This is a genomic window from Burkholderia sp. IMCC1007 (assembly GCF_027257875.1).
Taxonomy (GTDB): domain Bacteria; phylum Pseudomonadota; class Gammaproteobacteria; order Burkholderiales; family Burkholderiaceae; genus Burkholderia.
The window spans coordinates 17,678-32,305 of sequence record NZ_JAPVQY010000076.1; the positions used below are offsets into that span (position 1 = coordinate 17,678).

Here is a 14,628-nt window from a genome sequence, read left to right on the forward strand (position 1 = left end):
GGCGCGCGGCTTCCCGTTCCGAATCAAGCGCTCGTCATGGACGTCAAACTCGTTGCCCGCACGCTCGACCTGTTCGAGCTGTTCGCCGCCGAACGGCGGCCGCTGCCGCTCACCGAACTCGCGCGCCTGCTCAACGTGCCGGCGTCGAGCTGCCTGGCAATGGCGCGCACGCTCGTGAGCCGCGGCTATCTGTACGAGGTGCGCAAGCGCGGCGGCTACTACCCGACGCGGCGCCTGCAGACGATCGCCGCCGCGATCGACGCGACCGACCCCGTCGTCGACCTCGTGCATCCGCATCTCGTCGCGCTGCGCGACGCGAGCCGCGAGACGGCCGTGCTCGGCAAGATCCAGGGCGCGGCGGTCACGTATCTCGACGTCGTCGAATCCGAGCAGGCGATCCGCTATACGCGCCAGCCGGGCGAGCTGCGGCCGCTGCATGCGAACTCGATCGGCAAGGCGATCTTCGCGGAGCTTGCCGACGATGCGCAGCAGGCGCTTGGCGCGCAGTTGTCGTTCGAGCGCTTCACCGACGCGACCGTGGCCGACCTGCCGGCGCTCGTCGCGCAAACCGCGCGGTTTCGCGAGCTCGGCTGGGCCGAGAATTTCGGCGAGAGCGCGCCCGAGCTGTCGGCGATCGCGGTTGCGGTGACGCTCGACGGCGACTGGTACGGGCTGTCGGTCGTCGGGCCGACCGAGCGCATCCGCCAGCATCGCGACGCGCATGCCGCGCTGCTGGTCGATGCGAAGGCGCGGTTGCTGGCCGAGCAGGGGCGCGGGTAGCGTTATCGCAACCACCGCATCACCGTACCACCGCACCGCACGCCGCACGCCGCACGCCGCGCGTCAGCGACTCAGCGACTCAGCGACTCAGCGATACCAGCGCGGCGTATAAACCCACTCGCGGCCGCCATCGATCGCAAAGCGCCGCGTCGTCGACGAACCGACGATCACCATCGTGCGCATGTCCACCTGATCGCTGCGCAGCGCCCCGAGCGTCGTCGACGTGAGCGTCGCGCCGGGGCGGCCGATGTCGCGGCCGAGCACGACGACCGTATCGGCCGCGCGATGCGCGCGCACGATATCGAGCGCGCGGTCGAGCTGCCACGGCCGCGCACGCGAGATCGGGTTGTAGAACGCCATCACGAGATCAGCTTGCGCCGCATGCCGCAAGCGCGTCTCGATCACGTCCCACGGTTTCAGGTTGTCCGACAGCGAGATCGCGCAGAAGTCGTGGCCGAGCGGCGCGCCGGCCTGCGCGGCCGTCGCGAGCGACGCCGAGATGCCCGGTTCCACGCGCAGGTCGACTGCCGCCCAGTGCGGGTCGCGCGCTTCGTCGAGCGCTTCGAGCACGGCCGCGGCCATCGCGAACACGCCCGGGTCGCCCGACGATACGACCGCGACACGCCGGCCCTGCGCCGCGAGTTCGAACGCATGGCGCGCGCGCTGCATCTCCTCGCGATTGTCGGTGCCGTGCACGCGCTGATCGGCGCGAAACGGGCCGGCCATCGTCACGTAGGTCGTGTAGCCGAGGATGTCGGTGGCTTCCGCGAGCGCACTGCGTGCGGCAGGCGTGAGCCATGCGGCGCCGCCCGGGCCGAGGCCGAGCACCGTCAGGCGGCCGCGTGTGCGACCGAGCGTGGCCGGATCGATCGGGTGCGAGGTGACGACGCAGGCAAGACCGTCGACGGTTGCGCGCAGCGTATGCGCGACGCGCAACGTGCCGCCGAGCAATGCGGCGGCATCGGCGTCGTTCGCGTGACCGTGGCCGTGAGCGCCCTCGACATCGCCATCGGCTTCGACATCGGCAAAGCGCAGCGGCACGCCGAGCGTTTGCGCCGCGTCTTCCAGTCGAACATTGCCGAGCAAGGTTGCGGGCGCAACGAGTGCGGCGAGTGCCAGTCGCGCGAGACCCTGCGCGTCGAGCAATGCTTCGACCCGCGCGGCAAGCGACGGCGACGCGTCGGCCCGCGCACCCTGCGCGTCGATGCCGATCACCACGCTACGCGGATGAATCACGAGTTCGTCGCGCGCGCCGCGCCACGCGTCGGGCGTCACGCGGATCGCATGCGCTGCCGCCGCATCGCGCGGCAGCGCGACGTCGTCGAGCCACGGTGCCGCGCCGTCGATGCGCGTGGCTGCGCCAGCCAGCAGATCGGACACGAAGCGCTTGCCTTGTGCGAGATCCGCAAGCGCATAGCCTTCGGGCGGATTGAGCACGCAGGCGCCGAAGCGCAACTCGCCGCTCGTCGTGATCGCCGGCGCGACGCCGACGCATTCGGCGATTTCCCGCGCGATCACGTTGACGCCGGTCAGCCCGCCGAGCAGCGGCACGACGGCCGAGCCGTCTTCCGCGACGGCGAGCACGGGCGGCTCGACCCCCTTGTCGGCGAGCGCCGGCGCGATGCAGCGGATCACGATGCCGGCCGCGCACAGCGCGACGATCGGCTGGCCGCGCGCGTAGAGTTCGCGCAGGTGCGTGCCGAGTTCGTCGAACGGCACGTCGGCGTCCACGCGCGATGCGAGCCCGTGCACGCGCGCGCCCGGATAGCGTGCCTGGATGCGCCGTGCGGTATCGAGTGCACCGGCGCCGAGAATCACGATCGCGGGCGGGGTCGTCATCCTTGCCATTTTTCCCCCGGCACCACGAGCAGCGAGAAATACGGCGACGCCATCGGATCGACTTCGTCGAGCGGCACGATCCGCTGGGTCGCCATCGTCGCGCGCTCGACGTACAGCGCGCGCTTCGCGAGCCCCAGATCGTCGAGCACGCGCCGCACCTTGTCGAAGTTGCGGCCGAGCTTCATCACGACGGCCGCGTCGGCCTGCGCGAGCCGCGCGCGCAATTCGTCCTCCGGCAACACGCCGGACAGCACCGACAGGCTCTGGTTGCGATACACGAGCGGCTGGCCGAGCACGGCCGTGCCGCCGAGCATCGCGCATACGCCCGGGATCACCTCGGTGTCGTAGCGCGGCGCGAGCCGGTCGTGCAGGTACATGTACGAACCGTAGAAGAACGGATCGCCTTCGCAGATCACCGCGACGTCGCGCCCCGCATCGAGGTGCGACGCGACGATCTCGGCGGCCGTGTCGTAGAAGTCGGCGATCACCGTTTCGTAGCACAGCGGCGGCGGCAGCGCCTCGGTCGTCACCGGGTAGACGAGCGGCAGTTGCGTCTGCGTATCGACCAGGTGCGCCTCGACGATCCCGTACGCGTTGCCTTTCTTGCCCTTCGCGACGAAATACGCGACCACCGGCGCGGCCTGCAGCACGCGCAGCGCCTTGATCGTCATCAGTTCCGGGTCGCCGGGGCCGACGCCCACGCCGAACAGTCGTCCGCGCGCGGCCGTCATTCGACCTCCGTCGCGAGCGCATTGACCGCGGCGGCGGCCATCGCGCTGCCGCCGCGCCGGCCGAGCAGCGCGACGTACGGCACGCCGCGGCTGTCCGCCGCCAGCATCGCCTTCGATTCGGCCGCGCCGATGAAGCCGACCGGAAAGCCGAGGATCAGCGCGGGGCGCGGCGCGCCGGCGTCGATCATGTCGAGCAGGTGGAACAGCGCGGTCGGCGCATTGCCGATCACGACGACGCTGCCGGCCAGGTACGGGCGCCACAGTTCGAGCGCTGCGGCCGAGCGCGTGTTGCCGAGTTGCCGCGCGAGATCGGGCACTTCCGGCTCGCCGAGCGTGCAGATCACGCGATTGCCGGCCGGCAACCGCGCGCGCGTGATGCCTTCGGCGACCATCTTCGCGTCGCACAGGATCGGCGCGCCGGCCGCGAGCGCGGTGCGGCCCGCCGTGCCGGCACCGGCCGAGAAGCGCAGGTCGTAGACGACGTCGACCATCCCGCACGCATGGATCACGCGCACCGCGAGTTTCTCGAGATCGGGCGGAATCCGCGACAGGTCGGCCTCGGCGCGGATCGTCGCGAACGACTGGCGGTAGATTTCCTGCCCGTCGCGAATATAGTCAAGCATCGGTGGTGTCCTGGCTGTGCCGCGCGTCCGTCAGTCGGGCCGCGGCCTGGTCAATCGTCAGATGGCGCGCGAGCGGGGCGCCGAGGCCCGCGGCAGCGTCGCGCCGGTAAAGGTCGTAGCGCTCGGGCGCGACCGCGACGAGCGTGTGCGTGGCCGCGTGCGGCAGCGCGCAATGGCGTTCGCAACCGGTCAAGTGCACGTCGAGCGGACGGCCGATATGCGCGGCCAGCGCGAGCGCGTCGCGTTTCGTATCGGCGCGCGATTTCGCGCAGCCGGCGCTGCCCGTGCACGCGACGAGCGACGCGAGCGGATCGGTCATCGCGCACACGAGGCCGAGCGCCGCGAGCGCATCGAGCACGGCCGGCGCGCGTTCGTGCAGCACGCCATGTACGAACACGCCTTGCCACGGCGTCATCGACAGCGTGCCGTCGCCGTCGGCTTCCGACACTTCGGCGAGCCGCTCCAGTTGCGTCGCATCGAGCCGGCCGAGCGCGAACTGCGCGCCGACGCTGCAGCGCGCCGCGGCGAGCGACGGCCGCGCGCCGAAACGCAGCGCGGCAGCGGAGGGCGCGCGTCGCCAGCCGGCGAGCGCCGCATCCGCCGCGAGCGGGAACGGCAGATAGTGTTGCGCGCGTTCGAGCAGCGCGCGTTCGCCGCAGGTCGCGAGCAATGCGCGCATCCGCGCGACGTCGGCCGGCGCGAGATCGAGGAACGCGAGCAGCAACGCACGCACGAGCGCGACGGTCTGGTCGGGCGAGACGTCGAGCGAAGCGGGCGTGTCGCCGGGGGCGACCGGCGCGCAGCCGGCCAGGCCCGCGGCGATGCGCAGCACGCCGTCGGCGCGACGCCATGCGGCCAGCCAGATGTCGTGCGGATGATCGAGCGCCGCGACCGCTTCGCCGCCATCGAGCTGGATCGAGAATTTCGGTGACAGCTCGCCGCGACGCGGCTCGCGCGCCAGCATGTCCAAGAGGGGCGTCGCGAGCGCGCGGCTGTCGAGCAGCGCGTCGGGGTCGCGCCCGGCGAGCGGGCTGAGCATCAGGTTGCGAACGTCGTCGCTCGCGGCGAGCGCGGTCCAATCGTCGGCGGAATCGGCTGGATCGGCTGGATCGGCTGAGTCGGTGGCGCTCGCGCGCGGGCCGAGGCCGGCGTCGAGCAACGCGTTGGCCAGCGGACCGGCCGCGCCGTCGCGAATGCCGCGCAGCTGGAGATTCGCGCGATTGGTCGCGTCGATTGCGCCGGAGCCGTAGGTGCGCGCCGCAGCGGCGATCGCGCGCGCCTGTCGCGCGTCGAGGCGGCCGCCCGGCAGCTTGATACGGCACAGTCCGCCATCGGCGGCCGCGACGACGCGCAGGAGCCCCGGGCAGGCCGACGGGCGCACGGCGGGCGAGGCAGGAATCGAAACGGGGGCGGAGCTCAATGCAATACGGGACAGTGTCGCGCCGCGGCCAACGCATCGGTACACCCCGCCCGACGCCGACTGGCACGCACGCACTTTCAGGCCGGCAGGTCTCCTGGCTGACAGGTCGGCGCCTGCTCTCCCGGCCTTCCCGGTGAAACCAGTGGCATGAAGGGGAGATCGGCTCGCTGTCTACAGTTGCGGGGGCAGCCACGGCGGCGCGATGCGCGCCCCGTGTTCCCTCTTCGGCCCCGAAGGGCACCGGCGATCGAACGGCCGTAGGATACCCGATTTCGACGGCGCTTCGCGACCGCCCGGCCATGCGCCGCCGCCGGGGCAACGGTCGGGGCAGCCATGCCGCCGCGAGGTCCGGAGATGCGTGGTACGCAGCGCAACGCCGCTATGATCACTGCGCAGAGACGGACTTCCGACGCATGGTGCGGTGCGGCGTCCCGGCAGATGAAACGCGCGGTGGAACACGGTACCATGCCGACTTTCGCAGTGCGGACGGCCGCACCGGCGCCTTCACGGCCGCCGCGCGGCGACTCGATGGAATTCGAACGATGGGGAACGGTGCATGACGGCGTGGCTGACGGTAGTGGGTATCGGCGACGACGGCTACGCGGGGCTCGGACGCAGCGCGCGGCGCGCGCTGCTCGACGCGACGCGGGTCGTCGGCGCGAAGCGGCACCTCGACATGCTGCCCGCACGGCTGCCGGCCGCGCGCGAAGCGTGGCCGTCGCCGTTCGACGTGTCGGGCTTGCTCGCACGCCGCGGCGCGCCCGTCTGCGTGCTCGCGAGCGGCGACCCGATGCTGTTCGGCGTCGGCGCGACGCTCGCGCGCGAATTGCCCGCCGACGAGTGGCGCGTGCTGCCCGCGCCGTCGTCGCTGTCGCTCGCGGCGGCACGGCTCGGCTGGGCGTTGCAGGACGTCGGCGCGGTGTCCCTCGTCGGCCGCCCGCTTGCGACGCTCGCGCGTCACCTGTTGCCGGGCCGGCGCCTGTTCGTGCTGAGCGCGGACGGCCGCACGCCGGCCACGGTCGCGGCCGAACTCACGGCACGCGGCTTCGGCCCGACGCGCATCAGCGTGTTCGAACATCTCGGCGGCCCGCTGGAGCGGCGCATCGACGGCCTCGCGCAAGACTGGCACGTCGACGCAACGGCCGCGCTCAATCTCGTCGCGCTCGACTGCCAGGCCGGCCCCGATGCACCGCGCCGCGCGCTGACGCCCGGCCTGCCCGACGACGCGTACCGCCACGACGGCCAGCTCACCAAGCGCGACATGCGCGCGCTCACGCTCGGGCGCCTCGCGCCCGCACCCGGCGAACTGCTGTGGGACGTCGGCGCGGGCAGCGGCTCGATCGGCATCGAATGGATGCGCGCGCATCCATCGTGCCAGGCGATCGCGATCGAATCGCACGCCGAGCGGCAGCGCTTCATCGAACACAACCGCGACGCGCTGGGCGTGCCGGGCCTGCAACTCGTCGCCGGGCGTGCGCCCGACGCGCTCGCGGGGCTCGCCGCGCCGGACGCGATCTTCATCGGTGGCGGTGCGACGGCGCCCGGCGTGCTCGACGCGTGCTGGTCGGCGCTGAAGCCCGGCGGCCGGCTCGTCGCGAACGCGGTTACGCTGCAGGGCGAAGTGGCGCTCGCCGCGTGGCGCGATGCGCACGGCGGCACGCTCACGCGCGTGTCGCTCGCGCACGCGGAGCCGCTCGGCCGCTTCGACACGTGGCGACAGCCGTTGCCCGTCACGCTGTACGACGTGCGCAAGCCGGATGCCGCAGACATGTCGAACATGTCGCATACGTCGAACGCAACGGACGCGTGATGCGCGACGAAACCCCCGAACGACCGGCGCCGCTGCGGTTCGGCTACACGACCGGCAGCTGCGCGACCGCGACGTCGCTCGCCGCCGCGCGCCTGCTGCTCGCGGGCCGCGCCGACGACGCGGTCGAAATCGTGTTGCCGAAGGGGCAGCGCGTGATGATGCGGCTCGAGTTCTGCCGCACCACGGCCGACGGCGCCGAAGCCGGCACGCTGAAGGACGCCGGCGACGATCCCGACGTCACGCACGGCGCGCTGATCTTCGCGCGCGTCGCGCTTGCCGCGACGCCGGGCGTGCGCTTTCATGCGGGGCCGGGCGTCGGCACGGTCACGCGCGCGGGGCTCACGCTGCCGGTCGGCGAACCGGCGATCAATCCGGTGCCGCGCCAGATGATGACGACCCACCTCGACGCGCTCGCCGCCGAATACGGCTATGCGGGCGGCTTCGACGTGACGATCGGCGTCGAGGGCGGCGAGGCGCTCGCGTTGAAGACGATGAACCCGCGCCTCGGCATCGTCGGCGGGCTGTCGATCCTCGGCACGACCGGCATCGTGCGGCCGTTCTCGTGTTCCGCGTACATCGCGTCGATCCACCAGGGCATCGACGTCGCGCGCGCGAACGGCATCGCGCACATCGCCGCGTGTACCGGCAACGCGAGCGAGGACGCGATGCGCGCGCACTACGGCCTGCCCGACATGGCGCTGATCGAAATGGGCGATTTCGCGGGAGCGGTGCTGAAGCACCTGCGTCGCGCGCCCGTCGCGCGCCTGTCGATGTGCGGCGGTTTCGGCAAGCTCAGCAAGCTCGCGGCCGGCCATCTCGACCTGCACAGCCGCCATTCGAGCATCGACCTGCCGCTGCTCGCGCAGTGGGCCGCGGAGGCCGGCGCGAGCGCTGCGCTGCAGGCCGCGATGCGCGCGGCGAACACGAGCCAGGAAGCGCTGAAGCTCGCGCAGGCCGACGGCGTGCCGCTCGGTGACATCGTCTGCGCGCATGCGCTGCGCGTCGCGCGCGACATCGTGCCGGCCTCGGTTGCCGTCGAGATGTTCGCGATCGACCGGCAGGGCCGCTTCGTCGGACACGCGCGATGAATGCCACGAACACCATGAACCCCCGCGTCCTGTTGCTCGGCGGCACCGGCGACGCGCTGAAGATCGCACGCGCGCTGGGCCCGCAACACGTGTACAGCCTCGCGGGCCTCGGCAAGGTGCCCGACGACTTGCGCTGCGACGTGCGCGTCGGCGGCTTCGGCGGAGCCGCGGGGCTTGCCGGTTACTTGCGCAGCGCCGGCATCGGTCTCGTGATCGATGCCACGCATCCGTATGCCGCACAGATCAGCGCGAACGCGGCCGCCGCCACGCGCGACGCCGGCGTGCCGCTGTGGGCGCTGCGTCGCGCACCGTGGACGCCCGGGCCCGGCGACGACTGGCGGATGGTCGACGACTGGGCCGGCATCGAAGCCGCGCTCGCGCCGTTCCGGCGGCCGCTGTTCACGCTCGGCCGCGAACCGCTCGCGCATCTGGACGAGATCCCGCCGCACCAGTTCTGGCTGGTGCGCTGCCTCGATCCGCATCCCGGCAACGCGCACGCGCAGGTCGTCGCCGCGCGCGGGCCGTTCACGCTCGACGGCGAACGGGCGCTGTTCGCGCTCGCGGGCATCGACGTCGTGGTCAGCAAGAACAGCGGCGGCGCCGCGACCGAGGCCAAGCTCGACGTCGCGCGCGAACGCCGGCTGCCGGTCGTGATGCTGCGCCGGCCGGCGCTGCCCGACGCCGATCGCACGTTCGAGTCGGCCGCCGCGCTGCTCGATGCGCTCGATCCGGCCGCGCGCGCGTGATGCGGCGCGACCGGCTGCACAATGAATTGACGGAGAATTTTCGATGACGGTGTATTTCATCGGCGCAGGCCCCGGCGACCCGGAGCTGATCACGGTGAAGGGCCAGCGCCTCGTGCGCACGTGCCCGGTGATCCTGTATGCCGGTTCGCTCGTGCCGCCCGCCGTGCTCGACGGCCATCGCGCGGCGCAGGTCGTCAATACGGCCGAGCTCGACCTCGATACGATCGTCACGCTGCTCGCCGACGCGCATGCGAAAGGGCAGGACGTCGCGCGCGTGCATTCGGGCGATCCGTCGCTGTACGGCGCGATCGGCGAACAGATTCGCCGGCTGAAAGCGCTCGGGATTCCGTATGAAATCGTGCCGGGCGTGACGGCCACCGCCGCGTGCGCGGCGACGCTCGGCGTCGAGCTGACGCTGCCCGGCGTCGCGCAGACGGTGATCCTCACGCGCTTCGCGGGCAAGACGACGATGCCCGACGGCGAGGCGCTCGGTTCGCTCGCCGCGCATCGCGCGACGCTCGCGATTCATCTCGGCGTGCGGCATCTCGCGCGGATCGTCGACGAAGTGCTGCCGCACTACGGGCCCGAATGCCCGGTCGCGGTGATCTATCGCGCGAGCTGGCCGGACGAGGAGCGCGTGACCGGCACGCTGGCCGACATCGTCGGCAAGGTGCGCGGCACGCAGATCGAGCGCACCGCGCTGATCCTGATCGGGCGCGTGCTCGATGCGCAAGGGTTCGCGGATTCCACGCTCTATGCGAGCGCGGGCTGAAGCCGCGGAGCTCGACCGGGCACACGTCGGTGTCCGACATATTGCCGGCCGGAACAGGACCCTGTTGCGGCCGGCAATGCGCTGCGCGATCACGTGACTTTTTGCGAGCCGGTCAACTGGACGGCGTCCAGGGCCGATCGACAGTGACAGGGCTGCCCGCCGAGCCCGACACGGCGCGGGCTCGCATGATCATGTCGAATCCGTCATCTACCACATCCGACGTGCACTACGCACGCGCTGCGCGGCGCGCAAACTGCGGCGCGAATCCCGTCGCCAGCGCGAACAGCACGACACACAGGCACGCCATCGCGATCCATGCGGGCGACAGATCCGCGAGATGCTGGCGCACGACGCCCGCCGCGAACGGAAACAGCCCGGCGATCAGATAGCCGATACCCTGCACGAACCCGGTCAGCGATGCTGCATCGGCCGGCGTCGCCGCGTGATCGACCGTGACGATCAGCGACAGCGGAAACAGCGCGCCGATTCCCGCGCCCAACATCAACGCGGCCGGCAACGCGAGCGCGTGCGGTGCGGCCAGCATCACCAGCAACCCGGCGAGCAGCGACGCGATCGCCGCGTGCAGCGCAGGCCGGCGATCGGGCAGGCGGTCGATCGTTGCCGAGATCGTCAGCCCGGCGACCACTTCCGCGAGCGTCACGCCGCCGAGCAGGGTGCCGGCCGCCGTCGGCGACCAGCCGAGCCGCATGTAGTAGGGCGGCAGCCATGCCAGCACCAGCGTGTATGCGCCCGTCGCGATCCCGAAGAACATCGCGAGCCGCCATGCATGTGGCGAGCGCGACGGTTGCGCATGCGCGGCCAACGCAGAAGCCGAAGCCGCTCCAAACCCTGCCGCATCAGCGCCGCGGCTGGCCAGCGGCCACGCGAGCGCCGCGACCGCGGCCGGCACCGCCCAGCCCGCAAGTGCCGCAAGCCAGCCCCAACGGGCCGCGGCAAGCGGTGCTGCGACGCTCGCGAGCACCGCGCCGCCCATGATCGACGTCGAATAAACGCCCATCGCGCCCCCGATGCGCGTCGCGAAATGCGCCTTGATGAAGCCCGGCAGCAGCGCCTGCACCATCGCGATCCCGAGGCCCGCGCAGCATGCGCTCGCCAGCAGCAGCCACGCATGCTGCGCGCCGATGCGTGCCGCGCACGCGAGCTCGATCAGCGCGACACCGAGCCATACGCCGCCCGCGATGCCCGTCGCGTGCTGCAATCGCCGCGCGCTCAATGCGCCGGCGCCCATCAGCAGGATCGGGATCGTGGTCAGCAGGCTCGCCGCGCCGTCGCCGATGCCGGTCGCGCGCTGGATCATGTCGAGCAGCGGACCGACTGCGGCCAGCGCCGGCCGCAGGTTCAATCCGACCAGCACGATGGCGGCCAGCCGCCATCCGGGGGAAGTCAAGCGATTCATCAAACGGCCCTCGATCTCGATGCACGAGCCTCCATCGAGGGGCGCCGTGCGTTTTCATGTAAAGTATCTCGACATCAAGATAAATGCGGATTTATCTCGACGTCAAGATAACCGGTGAGCCGAGGAGGGTTAATGGACCGAGCCGCGCATGCGCTCGCGCAATGGCGCGTCGAGCGTCCGGATCTGGATGCGTCGCCGATGCTCGTGATGGGGCGGCTGCAGGAGGCTGCGCTCGTGATCGCGCGCGATGGCCTCAATCCGCTCTTTGCGCGCTACGGAATGCAGCCGGGCGAATTCGACGTGCTGGCGACACTGCGGCGCAGCGGCGCGCCGTTCGCGCTGACGCCGACCGCGCTGTACGACGCGCTGATGATGTCGTCGGGCGGGATGACGGCACGTATCGACCGGCTGCAGAAGGCCGGCTGGGTCGAGCGCCGGCCGAATCCGGCCGACGGACGCGGCACGCTCGTCGCGCTGACGGACGCCGGCCGCGCGCTGATCGACGACGCGGTGGTCGCGCACATCGACAATCAGCGCGCGCTGCTCGCCGCACTGTCGGAGGCGGAGCAGGCGCAACTTTCAACGTTGCTCGAGAAACTGCTGGCGGGATGGGGAGAACAGGCGTCGGCCGCGAAATAGCCGTGCCGGGTCGTCACGCCGAACGCAACGGGCGCGAGCCGTGCATGCCGAGTGGAAGCGGGAAAACCGCCCGCCGCGCGATGCGGCGGGCCGTGCAGGCAGCGGGCAGCGCCCGCCGCGCGGCTCAGTCGCGTGCCGGGATATTGAGCCCGCGCGCGACGGCCGGACGCGCGACGAACGCCTCGAGCGCGCGTGCGACATGGCGGAATTCGCTGAAGCCGACGAGATCGCCGGCCTCGTAGAACCCGACCAGGTTGCGCACCCACGGGAAGATCGCGATGTCGGCGATCGTGTACGTATCGCCCATCACCCACTTGCGGTTCGCCAGATGCGCATCGAGCACGCCGAGCAGGCGCTTCGATTCGGCGACGTAACGGTCGCGCGGACGCTTGTCCTCGTAGTCGCGGCCGGCGAACTTGTGGAAGAAGCCGACCTGGCCGAACATCGGGCCGATGCCGCCCATCTGGAACATCACCCACTGGATCGTCTCGTAGCGGCCGGCGAGGTCCTGCGGAATCAGCTGGCCCGTCTTGTCCGCGAGATAGATCAGGATCGCGCCCGATTCGAACAGCGGCAGCGGCTTGCCGTCGGGGCCGTTCGGATCGATGATCGCCGGGATCTTGTTGTTCGGGTTCAGCGACAGGAATTCGGGTGACAACTGGTCGTTCGTGTCGAAGCGCACGAGATGCGGCTCGTACGGCAGGCCGGTCTCCTCGAGCATGATCGACACCTTGACGCCGTTCGGCGTCGGCAGCGAGTAGAGCTGGAGACGGTCGGGATGCTGGGCCGGCCATTTTTTCGTGATCGGGAAGGCGGACAGATCGGGCATGGAGGTTCGCTCGTCAACGTGGACAACGTTAAGGATCCGCGCTCCGGCCGGCCTGCCGCGCTGCGCCGGCCGCCCCCGACACGGCGGCAGGGACGCGACGATCGCATCGGCATGGCGGGCGGGGCGCGCCAAAAAACGCCCACTGTAGCCGATCCCCGCGATCGCTGCAGACGGCGAGCGCGCGTCGCGACCCGGCGCCGCGGCATGCACTGCACCGCACTGCACCGCACTGAACGCGTCGTCAGAAGTTGTGCCGCAGCCCGACCATCGCGGCCGTCGTGCCGACCCCGGGCGCGACCGGCTGCCCGTACACGAGCATCTGGTCCATCGTGCCGCGGTTGTTCACGTGGCCGACCTGCGCATAGACCATCGTCCGCTTCGACAGGCTGTAGTCGGCCGTGAGCACGACGGCCGTCGAGCGGTTTTCCGAGCGGTTGCGGTCCTTCAGGTAATACACGGCGGACGTGACCTGCAGCGCCGGCGTGAAGCGATAGCCGACACCCGCCGACAGCATGTCGAGGTTCGCCTGGTCCGCATGCGCGGGATTGCGGCCGTTGCCGTACGACGCCGACACCGAGAAATCGCGGATCGTGTATTTCGCGCCGACGTAGATGAAGCGGTTGTTGTCGACGCCGGTCGGCGCGACACCCGGCGTCGGGTTCGTGTCGTGGCCGTTGTAGTAGACGGCCGCCGCGTTGAGCCCGTAGTTCGCATACCTGAGCACGACGGATTCGCGCGTGCCGCCCTGGAACTGTCCGGCGACGCCGCCGGGCGCGTATTCGAGCGCGATCGACGCGCCCGCGAACGTCGGCGACTGATAGACGAGCGCATTGCTGTCGTACAGCGCGCCGATCGCGCCGTTGGTGCTCGTCCCCGGCCAGCCGGCCGCGGTGTTCAGGCCCAGCCATGCGGTCAGCACGCTGCCGAAGAACTGCGCGTTGCGCACGTCGGTGTCGGCCATCGCGTAGATCATCGGCACGATCTGGCGCCCCGCCGTGAACGAGCCGAACGGCCCCGATACGCCTAGCGACGCGACCTGGTTGAAGATCGACGCGGCGCCCGGCGCGTCGCTCAGCTGCATCCTGCCGGTGCCGCTGTCGAACGAACCCTGCAGCTTGAAGTTGACCTTGTAGCCGCCGCCGAGATCCTCGCTGCCCCGGATGCCCCAGAAGCTCGAATAGATGCCGCCGTCCTTCATGCGGAACACCTTGCCGGTGTTCGGCGCGCTCGGGCTGAACGATGCGGCCGACGTGCTTTGATACAGCAGCCCCGTGTCGACCACGCCGTACAGCGTGACGGAGGATTGCGCATGCGCGAGCGCCGAGCAGCCGGCAAGCGCCGCGAGCACGGCCAGTTTCGTCTTCATCGAAGTCTCCAGGATCGTAATGGACCGCACGGGATCGAGCCCGCGCGGGTGAAGCAGGACAGCAAAGCAGGGAAAGCGTCATCGAGGCAGGCGGGAAGGCGCCGGATGCAACGCCACTGCGAGCCGTGCGGAAAGACTACGCAACGTCGCGCGGCCGCTCCCCCCCACGCGCGGGGGGCAGGGTTACGGAGAAGCGAAAGGGGGAGGCGACGAGGTTGCCGTCAACGGGCGGGCAGCAGGCCCGGCACCGGCACGCGCTAGACGGAACTCAAGGCGCGCTTTCGAGCAACCCGAGCACCAGCGCGCGGCGCACCGCATGCTTGCGCGAACTGGCGTCGAGCTTGCCGAACAGGTTCTTCAGGTGCCACTTCACGGTTTCCTCGCCGACGGCGAGCGCCACCGCGATCTCCTTGTTCGACAGGTTGCGCGCGAGCAACTCGAGAATCGCGCGTTCCTTGGGCGTCAGCACGACGCTCGGCACCGCGCGCGGGCTGGCCGTGCTGCGCGGCGCGGGCGGCACGATGCGCGGTTGCGGCTGCGCGGGCCGCGCAGCGCTGTCGCCCGCGGG

The 14,628-nt window shown here is 71.0% G+C and carries 14 protein-coding genes and 1 riboswitch; of the genes, 6 read left to right on the forward strand and 8 right to left on the reverse strand.

The window, feature by feature from the left end; all coding sequences use genetic code 11:
- Positions 1–36 precede the first annotated feature (36 nt).
- Entirely contained in the window at positions 37–780 is a 744-nt protein-coding gene (locus tag O1Q03_RS36220) for an IclR family transcriptional regulator (protein WP_269510153.1), read from the forward strand.
- Between the two features lie 87 nt (positions 781–867).
- On the opposite strand, the gene cobJ is transcribed toward O1Q03_RS36220, so the two are convergent.
- The 4 genes from cobJ to cobG are packed head-to-tail and all read right to left on the reverse strand — an operon-like array spanning position 868 to position 5,354.
- A complete protein-coding gene (gene cobJ / locus O1Q03_RS36225) occupies positions 868–2,619 on the reverse strand; it encodes a precorrin-3B C(17)-methyltransferase (RefSeq protein ID WP_269510157.1) in 1,752 nt (583 codons plus the stop codon).
- On the reverse strand, positions 2,616–3,350 hold the full coding sequence (locus O1Q03_RS36230) for a precorrin-2 C(20)-methyltransferase (RefSeq protein ID WP_269510160.1): 735 nt from the start codon (positions 3,348–3,350) through the stop codon (positions 2,616–2,618). Before O1Q03_RS36230 ends, cobJ begins: the two co-directional genes overlap by 4 nt.
- Entirely contained in the window at positions 3,347–3,973 is a 627-nt protein-coding gene (locus tag O1Q03_RS36235; protein WP_269510163.1) for a precorrin-8X methylmutase, read from the reverse strand. The genes O1Q03_RS36230 and O1Q03_RS36235 overlap by 4 nt, the downstream gene beginning before the upstream one ends.
- Positions 3,966–5,354 (reverse strand): precorrin-3B synthase, encoded by a 1,389-nt coding sequence (cobG, locus tag O1Q03_RS36240; protein WP_332112574.1) that lies wholly within the window; start codon positions 5,352–5,354, stop codon positions 3,966–3,968. Before cobG ends, O1Q03_RS36235 begins: the two co-directional genes overlap by 8 nt.
- Positions 5,355–5,460: 106 nt before the next feature.
- Positions 5,461–5,653, reverse strand: a riboswitch (cobalamin riboswitch).
- A 296-nt stretch (positions 5,654–5,949) separates the two neighbouring features.
- On the opposite strand from cobG, the gene cbiE reads away from it, so the two are divergent.
- From cbiE to cobM, 4 genes are read left to right on the forward strand one after another with little or no spacing between them, the layout of a single operon-like run.
- Positions 5,950–7,203: a precorrin-6y C5,15-methyltransferase (decarboxylating) subunit CbiE gene (gene cbiE, locus O1Q03_RS36245; protein ID WP_269510169.1), complete on the forward strand. Its 1,254-nt coding sequence runs from the start codon at positions 5,950–5,952 to the stop codon at positions 7,201–7,203.
- Positions 7,203–8,291: a cobalt-precorrin-5B (C(1))-methyltransferase gene (locus O1Q03_RS36250; RefSeq protein WP_269510172.1), complete on the forward strand. Its 1,089-nt coding sequence runs from the start codon at positions 7,203–7,205 to the stop codon at positions 8,289–8,291. The genes cbiE and O1Q03_RS36250 overlap by 1 nt, the downstream gene beginning before the upstream one ends.
- A 14-nt stretch (positions 8,292–8,305) precedes the next feature.
- Complete coding sequence (locus tag O1Q03_RS36255; protein WP_269510175.1) at positions 8,306–9,037, forward strand: cobalt-precorrin-6A reductase; 732 nt, start codon at positions 8,306–8,308, stop codon at positions 9,035–9,037.
- Positions 9,038–9,080: 43 nt separating this feature from the next.
- On the forward strand, positions 9,081–9,809 hold the full coding sequence (gene cobM, locus O1Q03_RS36260) for a precorrin-4 C(11)-methyltransferase (protein WP_269510177.1): 729 nt from the start codon (positions 9,081–9,083) through the stop codon (positions 9,807–9,809).
- A 226-nt stretch (positions 9,810–10,035) separates the two neighbouring features.
- On the opposite strand, the gene O1Q03_RS36265 is transcribed toward cobM, so the two are convergent.
- Positions 10,036–11,226: an MFS transporter gene (locus tag O1Q03_RS36265; RefSeq protein ID WP_269510180.1), complete on the reverse strand. Its 1,191-nt coding sequence runs from the start codon at positions 11,224–11,226 to the stop codon at positions 10,036–10,038.
- 132 nt (positions 11,227–11,358) lie between these two features.
- On the opposite strand from O1Q03_RS36265, the gene O1Q03_RS36270 reads away from it, so the two are divergent.
- Positions 11,359–11,865, forward strand: a complete 507-nt coding sequence (locus O1Q03_RS36270) for a MarR family winged helix-turn-helix transcriptional regulator (RefSeq protein ID WP_269510184.1) — start codon at positions 11,359–11,361, stop codon at positions 11,863–11,865.
- Between the two features lie 124 nt (positions 11,866–11,989).
- Here the strand turns inward: O1Q03_RS36270 and O1Q03_RS36275 are convergent, their stop codons facing one another.
- From O1Q03_RS36275 to O1Q03_RS36285, 3 genes are all read right to left on the reverse strand, one after another.
- Complete coding sequence (locus O1Q03_RS36275; protein ID WP_269510187.1) at positions 11,990–12,694, reverse strand: glutathione S-transferase N-terminal domain-containing protein; 705 nt, start codon at positions 12,692–12,694, stop codon at positions 11,990–11,992.
- 241 nt (positions 12,695–12,935) lie between these two features.
- Positions 12,936–14,060, reverse strand: coding sequence for a porin (locus O1Q03_RS36280; protein ID WP_269510190.1), 1,125 nt, complete (start codon positions 14,058–14,060; stop codon positions 12,936–12,938).
- 268 nt (positions 14,061–14,328) lie between these two features.
- A partial coding sequence (locus tag O1Q03_RS36285; RefSeq protein WP_269510193.1) for a response regulator transcription factor occupies positions 14,329–14,628 on the reverse strand: 300 nt, incomplete at its 5' end.

Coding starts and splice junctions, on each gene's coding strand:
- O1Q03_RS36275 (WP_269510187.1), bottom strand. CDS start 12,694: ATGCCCGATCTGTCCGCCTTCCCGATCACGAAAAAATGGCCGGCCCAG.
- O1Q03_RS36230 (WP_269510160.1), bottom strand. CDS start 3,350: ATGACGGCCGCGCGCGGACGACTGTTCGGCGTGGGCGTCGGCCCCGGC.
- O1Q03_RS36255 (WP_269510175.1), top strand. CDS start 8,306: ATGAACCCCCGCGTCCTGTTGCTCGGCGGCACCGGCGACGCGCTGAAG.
- O1Q03_RS36220 (WP_269510153.1), top strand. CDS start 37: ATGGACGTCAAACTCGTTGCCCGCACGCTCGACCTGTTCGAGCTGTTC.
- cobJ (WP_269510157.1), bottom strand. CDS start 2,619: ATGACGACCCCGCCCGCGATCGTGATTCTCGGCGCCGGTGCACTCGAT.
- O1Q03_RS36280 (WP_269510190.1), bottom strand. CDS start 14,060: ATGAAGACGAAACTGGCCGTGCTCGCGGCGCTTGCCGGCTGCTCGGCG.
- O1Q03_RS36270 (WP_269510184.1), top strand. CDS start 11,359: ATGGACCGAGCCGCGCATGCGCTCGCGCAATGGCGCGTCGAGCGTCCG.
- O1Q03_RS36250 (WP_269510172.1), top strand. CDS start 7,203: ATGCGCGACGAAACCCCCGAACGACCGGCGCCGCTGCGGTTCGGCTAC.
- O1Q03_RS36235 (WP_269510163.1), bottom strand. CDS start 3,973: ATGCTTGACTATATTCGCGACGGGCAGGAAATCTACCGCCAGTCGTTC.
- O1Q03_RS36265 (WP_269510180.1), bottom strand. CDS start 11,226: ATGAATCGCTTGACTTCCCCCGGATGGCGGCTGGCCGCCATCGTGCTG.
- cbiE (WP_269510169.1), top strand. CDS start 5,950: ATGACGGCGTGGCTGACGGTAGTGGGTATCGGCGACGACGGCTACGCG.
- cobM (WP_269510177.1), top strand. CDS start 9,081: ATGACGGTGTATTTCATCGGCGCAGGCCCCGGCGACCCGGAGCTGATC.